This window comes from Chitinophaga sp. 9-1-y (genome assembly GCF_059511905.2).
In genome coordinates, this window is record NZ_CM197955.1 from 1,940,172 (window position 1) to 1,957,538 (window position 17,367).

Sequence of the window (17,367 nt, forward strand, 5' to 3'; positions counted from 1 at the left end):
TAGCCGCAAATCTGAAATCTTTTATAACTTGTGATAACATTCTATATCTAAGCAACGTTAGTAAACTATGCGCCTTCGTTTCAAACAAATCATCGTTTTTGTTTTCCTGGTATTGGGGATATCCCTTTGTCATACAGGTGCGATGGCCCAGGAAGCGCATGGAGCAGATGTTATCCCGTTGCACGCCATCGTAGTAGGAAAAGATACTATCCCCGTTATCACACTGGCAATATTTGATGTGGTGGAAAAAATGCCGAAAGCACTGCGCAAAGAACGCGAACGCTGGAGCCGTTTACGGAATGCCGTATATGTAACTTATCCTTACGCCAGATCTGCCGCCAAGGTGTTGAAAGATGTGAATGCCAGCATGGCTAACATGAACAAAAGGGAACGCAAAGCTTTCCTGGCTACCAAAGAAAAAGAATTAAAAGCCCAGTTTGGTGATAAACTGGAAAACCTCTCCGTATACCAGGGTAAAGTACTCATGAAACTGATTGACCGGGAAACAGGTCAAAACTGCTATGAGATCATCAAAGAATTAAAAGGTGGGTTTAATGCCCGTGTATGGCAAACCGTAGCCTTCTTCTTTGGCGGTAATCTTAAAAGTGATTACGACAAACAGGAAGATAAAGACATTGAAATCATTGTACAGGAACTGGAAATGTACCAGCACTACCGCGCCTATAATTAATTCGTTTATCTTCGTAAGATTCGCCCTGAACGCAACCGATTTATTATGAAGCAAGCATGGATCTTACTTATCAGCTCAATTTTTATGTCAACAGGTGCTATGGCGCAGGCCGTAGCAGACGATGATCCGGTATATGTGCTGGACAGCGTAGTAGTAACCCAGACCGCCATTGGCCAGGTATCCCCGGATCGCATTGGTTTGATTACCATCGCCAAAGGGTCTAAAGCAGTGCTGAAATATGGCAGCCAGGCTGAAAACGGCGTAGTATACATAGAGACCAAACCTTTTGCCCGCAGAAGAGTACAGGTGCTGTTAAGCAGCAAATCCTCCCAATATGATAGCCTGCTGCATAAATACGAAAACGACAGTGCGTTTTTATACATCGTAAATGGCCATCCCATAGAACCAACAAATGAAACCCGGTTCATGACATTGGATCAGAAAACTTTCCGTTCCATAAATATTCTCACAAAGGAACAACAGGAGAAAATGAACCCGAATAAAGTGTTCGGGGCCGTTGTTGTGATCACCAGTTCAGAAGATTGATAAATTCCCCATCTTTGCACCTCAATTTACAGCATATGAAACTAGATATACTGGCGATAGCCGTGCACCCCGACGATGTGGAACTGGGCTGTGCGGGCACATTGATGATGCATGCACAACAGGGGATGAAAGTAGGCGTAGTTGATTTAACCCGCGGAGAACTGGGTACCCGTGGTACACCGGAGCTGCGCATACAGGAAGCAGCAGCTGCTGCGGAAATTATGGGACTGGAAGTAAGGGAAAACCTGGGCCTGGCAGATGGCTTTTTCAGAAACGATACCATGGAGCAAATGGCCATTATTACAGCTATCCGTAAGTATCGCCCTGATATTATACTGGCCAATGCCGTAGAGGATCGTCATCCTGATCACGGACGTGCTGCCCAACTGATCTCCGACAGCGCTTTCATGGCCGGATTGAGAAAGATCGAAACTACTTTTGATGGACAGCCGCAGGAAGCGTGGCGACCTAAGCAGGTGTTTCATTTCATACAGGACCGCTATCATGAGCCGGATTTTGTGATAGATATTACACCCGTAATAGACCGGAAACTGGCTGCTATCAAGGCGTTTAGCTCTCAATTCCTGGCGGCGAAAGACAATGAACCACAAACGTATATTTCTGGTACCAACTTCTTCGACAGTGTTGTTTACCGCGCTAAAATGTTCGGTAAAATGGTAGGAGTGGAGTATGCGGAAGGCTATACTTCTGCTAAAAAGATAGGGGTCCGGAGTTTTGCTGATTTGATCAACATCACTACGTGAGCATAAAGCATAAAGCGCAAAGCTGAAAGCTATTGTGTTTTGTGACAAAAAGCGGAAAGCAGAAACTATGGTGTTTTGCTTTCCGCTTTCTTTTTTTAGCTTTATAAGAAGAAGGAGATATTGATTATTTCGCTTATATCAATCGCCTTAATCGCTTTTTACGCTTTCAGCTTTACAACATATGAGAAAACTATCCATCCTATCGTTATTGTTGCTTGTTACCTTTTCCGCCGGTGCCCAAAAAACAGACAAAGCGCTTACGGCTATTTTAGGGCCGCTTTTAACCGGTTTTCATGGTCAGGTGGGTGTTTATGTACACCACCTGAAAAAGGACCGTATCGTGGCTATAAATGCCGATACCACGTTTCCTACTGCCAGTATGATTAAAACGGCTATCCAGGTAGGTATTTTCAACAAGCTGGCCCAGGGGGAGCTGCAATACCATCAGAACCTGTTGTACCGGGATTCGTTGCTGTATAAGGGAGAAGATATCCTGGGTTCGTTTCGCGACAGCGAGCAGATAGCGTTGGATAAAGTGGTGATGTTAATGCTGACGATGAGTGATAATACGGCGAGTTTGTGGCTACAATCATTGGCAGGAGGGGGGCTAACGATTAATCAGTGGTTGGAAGCGCATGGATTTGAGCATTTACGGGTCAATTCCCGGACGAAGGGGCGGGAGGCCAACCGACAGGAATATGGATGGGGGCAAACCAGTCCGCGTGAAATGGCGCGGTTAATGGAAATGATTTACAAGGGAGAAGTAATTAGTGCGGCGGCCAGTGAACGGATGTACCGGAATCTTACCCGTAACTACTGGGATGGGCAGGGGTTAGTACAAGTGCCCCCAAACATTCGTACCGCGTCGAAAAATGGCGCGGTGGACGAATCACGTTCGGAAGTAATAATGGTGAATGCGCCTCATGGCGACTATGTATATTGTATAATTACCAAAAACAACCAGGATCAGCGTTGGACTCCTGATAATGAGGCGTGGCAACTGTTGCGGAAGGTGGGTTTTGCGATTTGGCAGCACTATGAACCGGACAGCCAATGGAAACCCGACCCCGCTTTGGGGCAGTTTTAGATACGGTCAATGGGACCCGCTAAACACTAAATGAACAGATCTCGTGTAGCGTCAAATTCATCGTGTTTAATGATACTGTTTTTAATAAACGGAATCAAAGCAAGTCCAATCGTTATAACCACCAGTAAAAAGTATTTTTTCTTCATTTCCATGCTAATTGTGTTAAAAAGTTCCACTTATATAACTAAATAACGTGCCAAAATGTTACAGAAATACCATTAAAATGTTAACTCCAGGATATTTTTTTTGAGTATATAGGCGGTAATAGTTCATTACCCTTGTCCCCATGGTGAAAAACACGATATATAGAGAAACTCAATGTCACATTTTTAAAATCTATTTGATTACTAATGAATGTAATGTGATCTTTGCGCCGTCAAAAAGCATAAAATCATTAGTCTGTAAATCAAAAAGAGAATAGTTATTATGAAAAATGTTATCTTATCCGTAGGGTCAGAGTTTCCCGAATTCAAAAAAACGGCAGTTGTATCTATTGAAAAAGGTAAAGAATTTTACGAATTGTCTTCAGAAGAGCTGAAAAACTCTGGTAAATGGATGGTGATGTTCTGGTGGCCTAAAGACTTTACTTTCGTATGCCCTACTGAAATCGCAGAATTCAACAAACATGCGCAGGATTTCGCTGACCGTGATGCGGTATTGATCGGTGCTTCTACTGACAGTGAGTTTGTACATGCTGCATGGAGAAGAGATCATGAAGATCTGCGTGGCCTGCAGTTCCCTATGCTGGCTGATACTTCCAAATCCCTCGCTACTGAACTGGGTATCCTGGAAGCAAACGAGAAAGTTGCTTACCGTGCTACTTACATTGTAGATCCTCAAGGTATTGTACGTTGGGTTTCCCTGTACGACCTGTCTGTAGGCCGTAGCGTAAAAGAAGTTTTACGTGTACTGGATGCCCTGCAAACAGATGAGCTGTGCCCTTGCAACTGGACTAAGGGAGAAGCTACCCTGACTGCTTAATCATTAAGTCATTTTTTATTTTACTGATTGGATATTTTGCCGGAGCAGGCGATGCTGTGCGCCGGTAAAATATTCAGTTGGTAAAATCATGAAATAAAAAAAATACATATTATGTTTGCAACTACGAATCAGGATACGGCAGTACAATTGTTGGAAGCAGTGGGTTTGACAGGTGAGCAGGTATCCGGTAAACTGCAGTCACTCGTAAATGTGGATGCACGTTATCTGAAGGATCTGAAGATCAATGTGTCTAATTCTCTTGCTGCAGCTACGCTGTCGAAGAAAGAGGCTTATATGATCGGAGTAGCCGTGGCAGTGAATGAGAAGCATACTGTGCTGCAGGCAGCTTTTGAAAAGCTGGCCACCCAGGAAGGAGCAACAGAGAAAGAGATCGCAGAAGTAATTAGCTGTACTTCCCTCATGAATGCTAATAACGTATTTTATCGTTTCAGGCATTTTGTGAATAAAGAGTTTTATACCAATACGCCTGCTGGTATCCGGATGAGCATTATGGCTAACCCGGTATTGGGAAAAGAATTTTTTGAGTTGTTGAGCCTGGTGGTGTCTGCACTCAATGGTTGTGAAATGTGCGTGACTTCCCACGAAGAAGCTTTGTTGAAACATGGAACGGATCAACAGAGAATATTGGAGTCGGTAAGATTAGGTGCAGTTTTACGTAGTTTAGTTGTATTATTGTAAAATATTTTTTCGGCAAAAGACAGATGAAAATTTGCCTGATAGTCATTTGATTATCAATCTTTTGCATTGTGTTCACATCTTAAGTTAAGGCCTTTTATAAGGGGCTTTTAATGTACTTGTGAATAAATTCATTTAATAATATTTGCAAAATCCATAAAAAAATTGGACTTTTGCATTCCTAAATTTTTAGATCATGGCAAGAGTATGTCAGGTGACAGGAAAGAAGCCGATCACGGGTCACCATGTTTCCTTCTCCAACATTAAGACAAACAGAAGGTTTCTTCCTAACCTGCAAAAGAAACGTTTTTTCCTGGCAGAAGAAGACAAATGGATATCATTGAAAGTATCTGCTGACGGTTTGAGAACCATCAACAAGAGAGGTTTGTATGCAGTTGTGAAGGAATTGCGTGCAGCTGGTCAGGAAATCTAATTCTAAGACTCACTTAATTTGTAATACACAATGGCAAAAAAAGGTAATAGAGTACAGGTAATTCTGGAGTGCACAGAGCACAAGACTTCTGGTCAGCCCGGAACTTCCCGTTATATCTCTAACAAGAATAAGAAAAATACTCCTGAGCGTCTGGAGTTGAAGAAGTACAATCCTATTTTAAGGAAAGTTACCGTACACAAAGAAATTAAATAAATAATTGTTGATGGTGACTGGCTGTATTTGCATACCAGCCAATTAGCCGTTTGACCATAAAAACAATAGAATACAATGGCAAAAGTAGCTTCAAAAAACTCGAAGGTTAAAGATGCTAAAGCAGCAGCTGAGTCTAAAGTATGGACTAAGGTAATCAGAGCAGTACGCTCTCCTAAAACCGGCGCTTATACTTTTAAAGACGCAATCGTACACAAGGACAAAGTCCAGGAGTACATGAATCAAAAGTAATTCGGCTTTACTAATAATACTGAAAGGCTGTCCCGTTATACGGACAGCTTTTTGTATTTGGTCCGGCCGCTAACCACGAGCAGGTATCCGGCCAATACTGTGGAGGTTGGAAAGTGATAACTTGTTATCTTTACCGCATTCAATAACTGTTGACAAGCGGAAGCCCAAAACCAAAATCGCCCTGGCTGGTAATAAAAAATGCAGTAAAGGCGATAAGTGCTTATCTTCGCAGCATTTACTAACTGCTAAAAGCGAAAAGCCAAAAGCTGTCTCGACCCAACTAAACTAAACTATGAGCTTTTTCAATAAACTATTTTCCAGGGAGAAGAAAGAAAATCTGGATCAGGGTTTACAAAAAACCAAAGAGAGCTTCCTGAGTAAAATAGGACGCGCCATTGCAGGAAAATCAACGGTAGACACCGAGGTATTGGATAACCTGGAAGATGCCCTTGTTTCTGCTGATGTAGGCGTAGAAACCACTGTAAAAATCATTGACCGCATAGAACAACGTGTCGCAAAAGATAAATATTTGGGAACCAGTGAGTTAAACAGGATGTTGCAGGAAGAAATTGCAGCTATCCTGGTAGACGCACCGGACAGTGGGTTCCGTGATTTTGATGTGCCTGCTGGTAAAAAGCCTTATGTCATTATGGTAGTAGGCGTAAATGGTGTAGGTAAAACCACCACCATTGGTAAACTGGCCTATAACTTTAAGAAAGCAGGTAAATCAGTAATGTTAGGTGCAGCGGATACTTTCCGTGCGGCTGCAGTAGATCAGCTGACTATCTGGAGTGAAAGGGCAGGGGTACCTATTGTGAAGCAACAAATGGGCTCTGACCCCGGAGCGGTGGCTTTTGACACTGTACAGAGCGGTGCCGCCAAAGAAGTAGATGTAATTATTATAGATACTGCCGGCCGTTTGCATAATAAACTCCACCTGATGGATGAGTTAGGCAAAATCAAGCGGGTAATGAAAAAGGTAATTCCTGATGCACCCCATGAAGTATTACTGGTGTTGGACGGATCTACCGGGCAAAATGCACTGGAACAAGCCAAACAATTTACGGCCACTACGGAGGTAACTGCCCTGGCAATTACCAAACTGGATGGTACCGCTAAAGGCGGGGTGGTATTAGCCATCGCCAACCAGTTCAAAATACCGGTAAAATACATCGGTATCGGTGAAAAAATGGAAGATTTACAGGTGTTTAATAAAGAATCTTTCGTGGATTCACTGTTTAGTGTAAATTCTTGATTTTGTGATGTTTGTGAATGTTATCTCCCAATTGGCATAAAGCTTGTTTAATATTTTACTTCAAATAATTCACCACTCGGGCTCCCTGTACGGAGCCCGGTGTTTTCGTTAACATTCAACCAGTTTCTTTGTTTCAATAAATAACACTGCTTTCCTTAAATTTGAATAATTGTTCCCTTTTTGTACCCTTTTTAACAATTCGTAAGTATGATAGTACAGCACATAGATCGAGTTGAAGATATTACACCAGCGGAATTCAAGAAGAACTACTACACTCCACGTAAACCTGTCATTATCCCGGCAGGAGGCCTTAGCAAAAACTGGCCGGCTTATTCAAAGTGGACATGGGATTATTTCAAATCGATTGTGGGAGACAAGACAGTAGGGGTATACAATAATGAACGCGCCGGCGAAAATACCCTTGTTAACGGAGCGGATGATTACATTTCTTTTGGTGAATACCTGAATATGGTGGAGCAGGGTCCGGTAGCCCTCCGCATTTTTCTCTTTAATATTTTTCAGCACGCTCCTCAGCTGGTGGAGGATTTTAGCTGGCCCGACCAGTTCTCGTCCGGCTTCCTGAAGAAGTACCCTATGCTGTTTGTAGGAGGTGCTGGTTCAGTGGCGCATATGCACTACGACATTGACCTGTCGCACATCTTCCATACCCAGTTCCTGGGGCGGAAGCGGGTGTTATTACTGGAAAATAAGCAGTCGCCCTTCATTTACCGCATGCCTTTTACGGTAGAAAGTGCTGCCAACTTCGTGAACTGGCATGAAAACCTGGATACGGAGCAATTCCCGGCTTTGAAACATGCGCAGGGATATACCACTATCCTGAACCATGGCGACACCATGTTTATGCCGGCCGGTTACTGGCACCATATGGAGTACCTCGACGGCGGCTTCGCCATGAGTTTACGGGCATTAGATCCTTCTCTCCTGGGTAAGTTAAACGGACTATACCATATAGTAGGACTCAGAGGCATGAATAACCTGATGATTAAGATGGCCCCCAAGTGGTGGTATCATTATAAAAGAAAAATGGCCAGAGCACGTGCCGACAAGGCACTGCAGGCCATGGGGTAGTAGTAAGTACATTTTATGCTAAGTGACTAAACAACAGTTACTTAGCATAAATTTCTAATTATCAATTCTTTTCGCTACCTTTGCACCTTCCTTATTTCAACCCCCACTAAGACTCAAGTCACGTACAGTAAGTCTGCTGTTAAATACAATTAGTGTCTGTGTGTCTTCGTGGCGGTAGCGGCGCAGCGAATGCCTGTCCGCTTGTTAAAAACAATTCGCGCTTGAAGACAAAAACTTTAAAGAAAGACAAGGTTAATATTATTACGCTTGGTTGTTCCAAGAACATGGTGGATTCGGAAGTATTGAGCGGACAGCTCGCTGCTAACGATATCGACGTGGTGCATGAAAGTGCTAAACGTGATCACAATATTGTGGTGGTGAACACCTGTGGTTTTATTGACAAGGCCAAAGAAGAATCGATTAACACCATCCTGGAACAGGTAGAATTAAAGCAACGCGGCAAACTGGACAAGGTATATGTTACCGGATGTCTGAGTGAGCGCTATCGTGGCGACCTGGAATCAGAAATTGCCGGTGTGGATGCCTGGTTCGGTACCATGGAATTGCCCCTGATCCTCAAGAAATTTGATGCAGATTATAAAGCAGAGCTGGTAGGAGAAAGATTATTGAGTACCCCATCTCACTATGCTTACCTGAAAATAGCAGAAGGTTGTAACAGAACCTGTTCTTTTTGCGCTATTCCACTGATGCGTGGTACCCATGTTTCCAAACCAATTGAAGAATTGGTAATGGAAGCTGAGAAGCTGGTGAAATCAGGTGTAAAAGAAATTATGCTGATTGCACAGGAACTGACTTATTATGGTCTGGACTTGTACAAGCAACGTCGCCTGGGTGACCTGATGCGCGCGTTGGCAAGCATACAAGGGCTGGAGTGGATTCGTCTCCACTATGCTTATCCCACCAAATTCCCTATGGAAATTCTGGATGTGATGAACGAGTTCCCCAATATCTGCAACTATATTGATATGCCATTGCAACATGCTTCCAATGCCATGTTAAAAGCAATGAAACGTCAGATAACACGCGAAGAAATAGAAGAGCTGGTACATAATATCCGCGCAAAGGTACCTGGTATCTGTTTACGTACTACCCTGATTGCTGGTTTCCCCGGCGAAACAGAAGACGATGTAGAAGAACTGAAAGGCTTCCTCGAAAGAATGCGTTTTGACAGGGTGGGTGTATTTACTTACAGCCATGAAGAAGGCACCAGTGCTTATGCGCTGGAAGACAATATCCCGGCAGAAGAGAAGGAAAGAAGAGCGCAGGAAATCATGGAAGTTCAACAGGAAATCTCCCTGGAAAAAAACCAGGAGAAAGTAGGAAAGATCTTTAAGGTAATAATAGACAAAAAAGAAGCGGGCAGATATCTGGCCCGTACCGAGTTTGATTCGGTGGAAGTAGATAATGAAGTGATCATCGACACTAACAAACGCCTGAAACCAGGAGATTTCGTAGAAGTCCGTATCACCAAAGCATTCGACTATGACCTCGAAGGAGAGCTGGTGTAAGAGCGTTTAGTTGTTAGCATTTAGCTATTAGGTGCGCGATTTATATAGCTAATTTTAACCGCTAAGAGCTCATGTGAACAGCCCATAGCTAACCGCTAGGAGCTAAAAAAATATTTCTAACAGCTGATAGCTAATTGCTAAAAGCTACATCCACAGCTCCCGACGGAGCTTGATTAATGCAAATCAATGACAACATTTGAATCACTGGGCTTACAAGAGCCTATTTTGAAGGGAATTACGGACCTGGGCTTCGTTTCCCCAACTCCCATCCAGGAACAGGCAATACCGGTATTATTAGGAGGTGACCGCGATTTCGTAGGTCTGGCCCAGACGGGCACCGGTAAGACAGCCGCTTTTGGTCTGCCTTTGCTGCAGCAACTGGATCTGAAAATAAATAAACCTCAGGGCCTGATTTTATGCCCCACCCGTGAACTTTGTCTCCAGATCACCAATGATCTGAAAAATTTTAGTAAATATCTCGGCGATGTTAGCATCGTAGCGGTATATGGCGGTTCCAGCATTGTACAACAGCTGCGTGAACTGAAAAGAGGTGTACACATTGTAGTGGCCACTCCAGGTCGTTTACTGGATATTATAGACCGTGGCGCCGTTAATTTTGATAACGTACGTTACGCAGTACTGGATGAAGCAGATGAAATGCTGAACATGGGATTCCAGGAAGATATCAACAGCATCCTGTCTAACACACCAGAAGGTAAAACTACCTGGTTGTTTTCAGCTACTATGCCACAGGAAGTTCGCCGTATCGCCAAAAAATACATGGAAGATCCGTTTGAACTGACCGTAGGTAGCAAAAACAGCGGTAACGTTAATATAGAACACGAATACTATGTGGTGCGTCCGCGCGAAAAATATGCGGCCCTGAAACGTATCGTGGATTTCAACCCTGAAATTTTTGGTATCATCTTTACCCGTACCAAAATTGAATCACAGGAAATTGCGGAATCGCTGATTAAGGATGGTTACAACGCAGATGCGTTGCACGGCGATCTGACCCAGCAACAACGTGATAAAGTAATGAAGCGTTTCCGTGAAAGAGCACTGCAGGTGCTGGTAGCTACTGACGTAGCCGCCCGCGGTATCGACGTGGATAACGTTACGCACGTAATTAACTATGATTTACCGGATGATGTAGAAAACTACACCCACAGAAGTGGTCGTACCGGTAGGGCCGGAAAATCAGGTATCTCTATTGCTATCATCAGCAGCCGTGATACCGGTAAAATCCGCCAGATCGAAAGAGTTATCCAGAAGAAGTTTGTAAAAGCAGAAGTACCGGATGGTTTCGCAGTATGTGAAAAACAACTGTTTGGCCTGGTACACAAAGTACATAACGTAGTAGTAAACGAAGAACAGATTGAACCTTACATGGAGCGCATCAACGAAGAGTTTGCCGCTATGACTAAGGAAGAACTGATCAAACGTTTCGCTTCCCTCGAGTTCAACCAATTCCTGGAATACTACCAGGATGCGCCTGATCTGAATGCAAAAGACGACAGACGTAGCACTACTTTCGGTGACGAAAGAGGTCCGCGTAGAAGCGATGGCAAATTCACCCGCTTATTCATCAACCTGGGTTCAGTAGATGATTTCAACCGTGGTGATATGCTCCGCTACCTGTGCGATAACACAGGCTTACGTGGCAATAAAATTGGTCGCATCGATCTGAAAGGTGTTTATTCTTTCTTTGAAGTAGAAAACGAAGAGTTATCTAAAGTAACTGAAGCTTTCAAGAAAGTGGAATACAATGGCCGTAGTGTAAGGATTGAAATGTCGCAGGATGGCGACAGACGTCCACGCACTGGTGGCGATCGTGGTCCGCGCAGAGAAGATGGTCCGCGTAAAAGAAGCTGGAGTGCTGAAGGTGGCAGCCGCCCTGGTGGTAGCCGTCCAGGTGGCGACAGACGCGAATCTTTCGGTGGCAGCAAGCCTCCGTACAAGAAAAAATACTAATCCGGATTTAACGGAATAGCGATATAATAAAAAGGTCATCTCATTTGAGATGACCTTTTTGTTTTTATACACGTTGCCACTATCACTTTATCATGTTCTCCAAAAAAATATTTGCCCCAATCTTTTTTTAACTATTTTAGAGAACGTATTGTAGAGCACCTGTACTTTTCCAACTCTGTAAAACAACCTTTCTTTGCTCAATAGCGAACACGATATGGAATGGAGCCGTTTGAAAAACGGTGATGTAACAGCGTTAGAAGCCATTTACAGGGCGCATGTGAAGGCAATGGTGCGTTATGGATTGAAGATCACAGATGATATAGATCTGATCCGCGACAGCATACAGGATCTCTTTCTTGACATCTGGAAATACCGGCATAACCTGGCAGATACCACTCAGCCCCGCTTCTACTTATTCCGGGCCTTACGCAATAAGCTGATTAAAGTACAGGGAAAACAATCGTACGTGAGTGAAAGCGAAATGCAGCTGGCTTTCGATAACCTGCGTGCAGAACATATAGAGCTGGAAATAATGAGCCGGGAAGGCGAATTGCAAACCGCTCAAACCCTGAAACAATTGCTGGAAAAGCTCCCCCAACGCCAGCAGGAAGCCGTTTTTCTCCGCTTCTATCAAAATATTCCCTACGAAAAGATGGCTGAGCTCATGAACATGAATTACCAGTCGGTGCTTAATCTCATACAACGCGCATTACAATCTCTCAAAAAAGGATATCCGCATTTTTCTTCCAAAAAATAAAAAAAGTTGCCGGCAGGTGAGTATATAAATGTAATTCCGGACATTACTTTATAGACACTGCTATTGCTATGGATCAATCCGAAGAAAAGATAAATGCACTTTTGCTGGACAACCGGTTTGTTGACTGGGTGGCAAACCCCAACAGTCCCTATGCCGGATATTGGCAGGAGTGGCTGGCGGCAGATGCCGAAAATGTGCTGCTGGCAGCCGCTGCGAGGAAATTTCTACTGGACCTGCAACTGGCAGAGGAGGAAACCCCAACACCTATCAGCGAGGAAGGATATGCGCAAATGCTGGATCACATCAAAGCAGGTGTTATCAAAGAACCCGTGAAACGAAGGCCAGTTATCTATAGATATATCGCAATTGCAGCCGCCGTAGCGGGGTTATTGCTGCTGGTGAAGTTGGTGAAATATCCGGGTCATGCGGTGGCGGTAGAAACTGAAAAGCCTATCGCCTATAATGGAGAGGTGATTCGTTATAATGGCAACAAGAAAGAAGAATTACTTTTCCTGCCAGATGGCTCTAAAGTAGTACTGGCAAGCGGTGCCAGGATAACCTATAACCTGCTGATGAATGGAGACAAGCGGGAGGTAACACTGACCGGAGATGCATTTTTTGATATTGCGAAAAATCCCCAACAACCTTTTTATATATACACCAATAAAGTAGTGGTAAAAGTATTAGGCACCAGTTTCCGTATTACGAGTTCGGGGCAGCAAGAGTCAGTGGCAGTGGCATCCGGTAAGGTATCTGTGTACTTAAAAGGGCAGGACCTGGAGCAGTTAGCGGCTAAAATTGTATTACCGCAACAGATCTGCACCTATTCCAGGGAGCAGTCCGGATTAGTGATACGTCCCGATGCACATCCTATGGAAGCCAACAGCGTACTGGAGCAAAACAGTGCATTAAATTTTGAAGATGCCCGATTGGATACTGTTATTAAAACGCTGGAGAAAATGTATGCCATCCCCATCAGGTACAATGCAGATGTATTTGCTAATTGCTACCTGACCATTTCATTAGGTAACGAAAGCCTGGAAGATATATTGAAAGTTATTACCAAAACTGTAGACGCATCCTATACAATCAGTAACTATGGTATCATCATAAAAGGAAATGGCTGCCATTAGTGAGTGCTGACAGAGACAATGCACGTTTAAATTTTAGCGGAAGCAATCACTTAGTTATTAAATAATCTCTAAAAAAACTGACAACCAGGATCAGGCGGACTTCCCATGGATATACGCCGCAGAATCGCTATGCACATAAACATCTTCAACCACAATTCATGATCGCTTAATCGTTTTAGTTATGAAGAAATTTCACTTTTATTGTAGCACGATGTCTTTCTTTATGAAGGCAGCCCTGATACCCTATTTTCTGACGTTGGCCTTTCCCGCGGGTGCGGCTTCAAAGCCGTTGACAGAACAAGGTATTTTAGAAAAAAGGATTTCCCTTTCTGTGAATAATGAAGCATTCCGTTTGGTATTAAATAAAATTAGTACCCTGGCGAATGTGAAGTTTTCTTATACCCGTAATACGATACCGGAAAAAGAGAAAGTTTCGTTGTCGGCCAAAGAAGAAAAACTGGGGAAAGTATTTGCTGATCTATTCACGCCGTTTGATATACGCTTTGAAGCGATCAGTAACCAGATTGTATTGAAAAAAGAAAAGTCCGATGATGCGGATATTGCGGTATTCCTGTCAGAAAGCATGGATGGCACCAATGCACGACCTATAAAAGGTACCGTGAAAGATGCCACCGGTAGCACTGTTCCGGGTGTTACCATTGCCATTAAGGGTACTACCAAAGGAACTACTTCAGATACGAACGGCAATTTTTCGCTGGAAGTGAATGAGGGAGAAGTGTTGGTGATCTCGGGAATTGGATTTAAGCGGAAGGAAATTCCGGTTACAGCAGCATCTACCTATGCTGTTATATTGGAAACAGATGAGCAGGCATTGGGAGAAGTGATGGTAACTGCTATGGGCGTGAAACGCAGCCCACGCTCGCTGGGATATGCGGTACAGAAAGTAACCGGAAATGATATTACGGTAGCCCAGGCGCCTACCATTGCACAGGGGTTGATGGGTAAAGTAGCCGGCTTAAATATCAGCCAGGCATCCGGTGGGGTGGAAGGCGGTTCTTCCCGTTTGGTGATCCGCGGTAACACCACGCTTACCGGCGATAACCGGGCACTGATTATTGTAGACGGCGTAGCCTTAAACAATGATCCTATTAACAACAATAAAAATAATGGTGGCGGAGGGGCTGTTGGTACAGAACAGGGAGCTGATGTTTCTTCTTACAACGACTGGGGAACGGGGCTCAACTTCATTAACCCGGAAGATATTGAGGATGTGACGGTACTGAAAGGGCCTGCTGCGGCGGCATTGTATGGGGCAAGAGGTGCAAATGGTGTGATCCTGGTAACCCGCAAAAAAGGAGAAAAGAGAAAAGGATTAGGCGTGGATTATTCTTACTCCAATCGTTTCACGAAAGCTTATGAGTACCTGGATTTCCAGAACAAATATGGTTCAGGATTAGTAGGTTCCCTGTGGACTGCCAACCAGGAAAAGCAATTCCCTTTAATTAATAACAAACGTGCACAGATAGGTACTTACACGGGTACCGCTGTAGCAGGAGATTATCAGACCGGCGCCTATGGTATGTTGCCTTATAACAACAGTACGCAGGCCTGGGATTTGTTTTCTTTTCCCAGCGGGCTTTCCTGGGGGCCGCGCTTCGACGATAAAGATATTTTATGGTATGATGGTGTAACGCGTCCTTATTCTGCACAACCAGATAACTGGAAACCATTTTTTCCAAATGGGAATGTAAGTCAGCATAGCGTATCTGTTTCCGGTGGTGGTGACGTGGGTACCGTACGTTTTTCCTATACCAGGGATGACAGTAAGGCCAATATTCTCAACAGTAATTACAGGAACAACACCTTCAACATTGGCTCCAGTTTGAAGATCAGTAAGAAATTAGCTGCAGATATTACTGGTAGTTATATAAATTATCAACGTTTGAACACCCCACCCGTAGGCGCCGGTGCTTTTATGGCCGGCTTTTCCTACGCGGCCACCCGCGACTACCGTTCGGATGTAGAAGCGTTAAATGACTTCGGCTTGAATGGAACCCAACGGGATGTTACGAACAGCAGTAACTTTCCCGCCGGCTCACCGAAGTATCCTTATTATTCTTATATGGCTAATTCTTACTGGAACATTTATAAGAATAACACGGTGTTTAATCGTAACCAGTTAATAGGCGGTATACGGCTGACATCGGAACTGACCGACTGGTTAACCTTAACTGCACAGGGAAGCGTTGATAATTCCAGTGATGGAACAGAGATCCGGGAATATCCCAAGAACATACAGGGAACTACCGGCGCTTATAAAGAAGCCATGTCCCGCAATTTAAGCCGTAACCTGAATGCGATGGCGAGAATATATAAGGACGGGCTCTTTACTAAAATGTTCAATGCCAGCTTTACGGTAGGGGGAGAATCTTACTACCGGAAAGACTACACTGTAAGTAACAAAACAAACGGAGAGTTTATTAATCCTTTCATTTTCGCGCTAAATAATGGTGCAGACGCGCCAGATCCGGCAGAAGAAACACGGTTTGCCAAGAAGATTAATTCCGTTTTTGGCTTCCTCGACCTTTCTTATCATAACTACCTCTTCCTGCAGGTGACTGGCAGAAATGACTGGTCATCCACACTCGTTAAAGGAAACAATGCTTATTTCTATCCATCTGCCAATTTAAGTTATGTATTTACAGATGGTATCGCAGCTATGCACAACATTTCCTGGTTGAATTTCGGAAAGTTGACATTGTCTTATGCTGAAACAGGTAGCGATACAGATCCTTATTCTGTTTTCAACGTACTGAATACCGCAGCTTTTAATAAGCAGGCGGCGCAAACTTATCCTTCTATGTTGAAATTCCAGGGGATACAGCCACAACGGAGTCGCCAATACGAAATTGGATTAAGTACCGCGATGTTTAACAGTCGCCTGAATGTGGAGATCACTGCTTATTCCATGAAAACCTTCAACCAGATATTGACTAATCCGCTGCCTATTTCTTCCGGGTTTAATAATATTCAGTTGAACAGAGGCTCGCTGGGTAATAAGGGAATTGAGTTTGTGATCACTGCTTCACCGGTACGCACCAAAGATTTTTCCTGGAATGTGTCTGTTAATGGTGCACATGCACAGAATAAAATATTGGCGCTCGACAATGGTATTGAAGAGTTGACACTGGGTACCTTTTTTGGCGGTAGCGGTGTTTCCCAGCGGGTGAGAGTGGGAGATAATTATGGTACACTCTACGGTAAAGACTATACGTACCTGAATGGCGAGAAAGTAGTAAAGCGGGCGGTGAATCCTAAAACGGGTGCTTTATTGAATTATGATGTAGAAGGTAAAAACTATGTTGCTGGTACGCAGTGGGTGCTTACAGACAAAGAAGTGCCTATTGGTAATTCACAACCATTTTTAACGGGTGGTATTGGCAATACCTTCAGGTATAAGAACGTGTCGTTGTACCTGATGATGGATGGGAAGTTTGGAGGCGATACTTATTTCGGTACTTATGCGGCTGCCATGGGAAATGGATTGCTAAATGAAACCCTGAAAGAGCGTGATGGCGGTGGATTGCCGATGGTATATCCTGATGGAACCAAAGCAAACACTGGTGTGAATTTCGGTGGTGTATTTGCAGATGGTAAACCTAATAATGATGTGGTAAGTTATCAATGGTATTACCTCTCCACCTATACTTCCTGGAACCACCTGGGCGTGCCCCGCTCTGCTGCCGTATTTCAGAACAGCTGGATGAAGTTGCGCGAGGTGGCTTTAACTTATCAGATACCACAGTCATGGGTGAAGAAAACCAGGGTGCTTCAGCAGATGAGCGTTTCCCTGATTGGCAGAGACCTGTTCTATCTGTTCACTACCATTCCGAAAGGACTTAATCCAGAGGGTGTAAACGGTATTGGTAACGTACAGGGTATTGAGTATTCCTCTATGCCGCGTATCCGTTCCTTTGGTTTTACCGTGAAAGCTTCTTTATAACACCAA

Annotated in this window: 16 protein-coding genes; all 16 read left to right on the forward strand. The window is 43.9% G+C overall.

The window, feature by feature from the left end:
- Positions 1-67: 67 nt before the first annotated feature.
- The 16 genes from AC5ZC7_RS07675 (at position 68) to AC5ZC7_RS07750 (ending at position 17,361) form a co-directional block, all read left to right on the forward strand.
- The gene (locus tag AC5ZC7_RS07675) at positions 68-691 is read left to right on the forward strand and encodes a DUF4294 domain-containing protein (RefSeq protein ID WP_496160174.1); all 624 of its coding nucleotides are present in this window, start codon (positions 68-70) and stop codon (positions 689-691) included.
- A gap of 84 nt (positions 692-775) precedes the next feature.
- Entirely contained in the window at positions 776-1,237 is a 462-nt protein-coding gene (locus AC5ZC7_RS07680; protein ID WP_496160173.1) for a hypothetical protein, read from the forward strand.
- Between the two features lie 35 nt (positions 1,238-1,272).
- On the forward strand, positions 1,273-2,001 hold the full coding sequence (gene bshB1 / locus AC5ZC7_RS07685; RefSeq protein WP_496160172.1) for a bacillithiol biosynthesis deacetylase BshB1: 729 nt from the start codon (positions 1,273-1,275) through the stop codon (positions 1,999-2,001).
- 181 nt (positions 2,002-2,182) lie between these two features.
- Complete coding sequence (locus AC5ZC7_RS07690; protein ID WP_496160171.1) at positions 2,183-3,088, forward strand: serine hydrolase; 906 nt, start codon at positions 2,183-2,185, stop codon at positions 3,086-3,088.
- A gap of 426 nt (positions 3,089-3,514) precedes the next feature.
- A complete protein-coding gene (locus tag AC5ZC7_RS07695; protein WP_089896021.1) occupies positions 3,515-4,069 on the forward strand; it encodes a peroxiredoxin in 555 nt (184 codons plus the stop codon).
- Between the two features lie 111 nt (positions 4,070-4,180).
- Entirely contained in the window at positions 4,181-4,768 is a 588-nt protein-coding gene (locus AC5ZC7_RS07700; RefSeq protein WP_496160170.1) for a carboxymuconolactone decarboxylase family protein, read from the forward strand.
- Between the two features lie 193 nt (positions 4,769-4,961).
- Entirely contained in the window at positions 4,962-5,198 is a 237-nt protein-coding gene (rpmB, locus tag AC5ZC7_RS07705; protein ID WP_089759466.1) for a 50S ribosomal protein L28, read from the forward strand.
- Between the two features lie 30 nt (positions 5,199-5,228).
- A complete protein-coding gene (gene rpmG / locus AC5ZC7_RS07710) occupies positions 5,229-5,411 on the forward strand; it encodes a 50S ribosomal protein L33 (protein ID WP_089896023.1) in 183 nt (60 codons plus the stop codon).
- Positions 5,412-5,486: 75 nt separating this feature from the next.
- Positions 5,487-5,660: a DUF4295 family protein gene (locus AC5ZC7_RS07715; RefSeq protein ID WP_496160169.1), complete on the forward strand. Its 174-nt coding sequence runs from the start codon at positions 5,487-5,489 to the stop codon at positions 5,658-5,660.
- Positions 5,661-5,952: 292 nt separating this feature from the next.
- The gene (gene ftsY, locus AC5ZC7_RS07720) at positions 5,953-6,915 is read left to right on the forward strand and encodes a signal recognition particle-docking protein FtsY (protein WP_496160168.1); all 963 of its coding nucleotides are present in this window, start codon (positions 5,953-5,955) and stop codon (positions 6,913-6,915) included.
- Between the two features lie 207 nt (positions 6,916-7,122).
- Positions 7,123-8,004, forward strand: a complete 882-nt coding sequence (locus AC5ZC7_RS07725; RefSeq protein ID WP_496160167.1) for a cupin-like domain-containing protein — start codon at positions 7,123-7,125, stop codon at positions 8,002-8,004.
- A gap of 221 nt (positions 8,005-8,225) precedes the next feature.
- A complete protein-coding gene (gene rimO / locus AC5ZC7_RS07730) occupies positions 8,226-9,533 on the forward strand; it encodes a 30S ribosomal protein S12 methylthiotransferase RimO (protein ID WP_496160166.1) in 1,308 nt (435 codons plus the stop codon).
- A gap of 186 nt (positions 9,534-9,719) precedes the next feature.
- The gene (locus tag AC5ZC7_RS07735) at positions 9,720-11,507 is read left to right on the forward strand and encodes a DEAD/DEAH box helicase (RefSeq protein WP_496160165.1); all 1,788 of its coding nucleotides are present in this window, start codon (positions 9,720-9,722) and stop codon (positions 11,505-11,507) included.
- Between the two features lie 193 nt (positions 11,508-11,700).
- Complete coding sequence (locus tag AC5ZC7_RS07740) at positions 11,701-12,264, forward strand: sigma-70 family RNA polymerase sigma factor (RefSeq protein WP_496160164.1); 564 nt, start codon at positions 11,701-11,703, stop codon at positions 12,262-12,264.
- Positions 12,265-12,332: 68 nt separating this feature from the next.
- The gene (locus AC5ZC7_RS07745; RefSeq protein WP_496160163.1) at positions 12,333-13,397 is read left to right on the forward strand and encodes a FecR domain-containing protein; all 1,065 of its coding nucleotides are present in this window, start codon (positions 12,333-12,335) and stop codon (positions 13,395-13,397) included.
- 181 nt (positions 13,398-13,578) lie between these two features.
- Positions 13,579-17,361: a SusC/RagA family TonB-linked outer membrane protein gene (locus AC5ZC7_RS07750; RefSeq protein WP_496160162.1), complete on the forward strand. Its 3,783-nt coding sequence runs from the start codon at positions 13,579-13,581 to the stop codon at positions 17,359-17,361.
- Positions 17,362-17,367 lie beyond the last annotated feature (6 nt).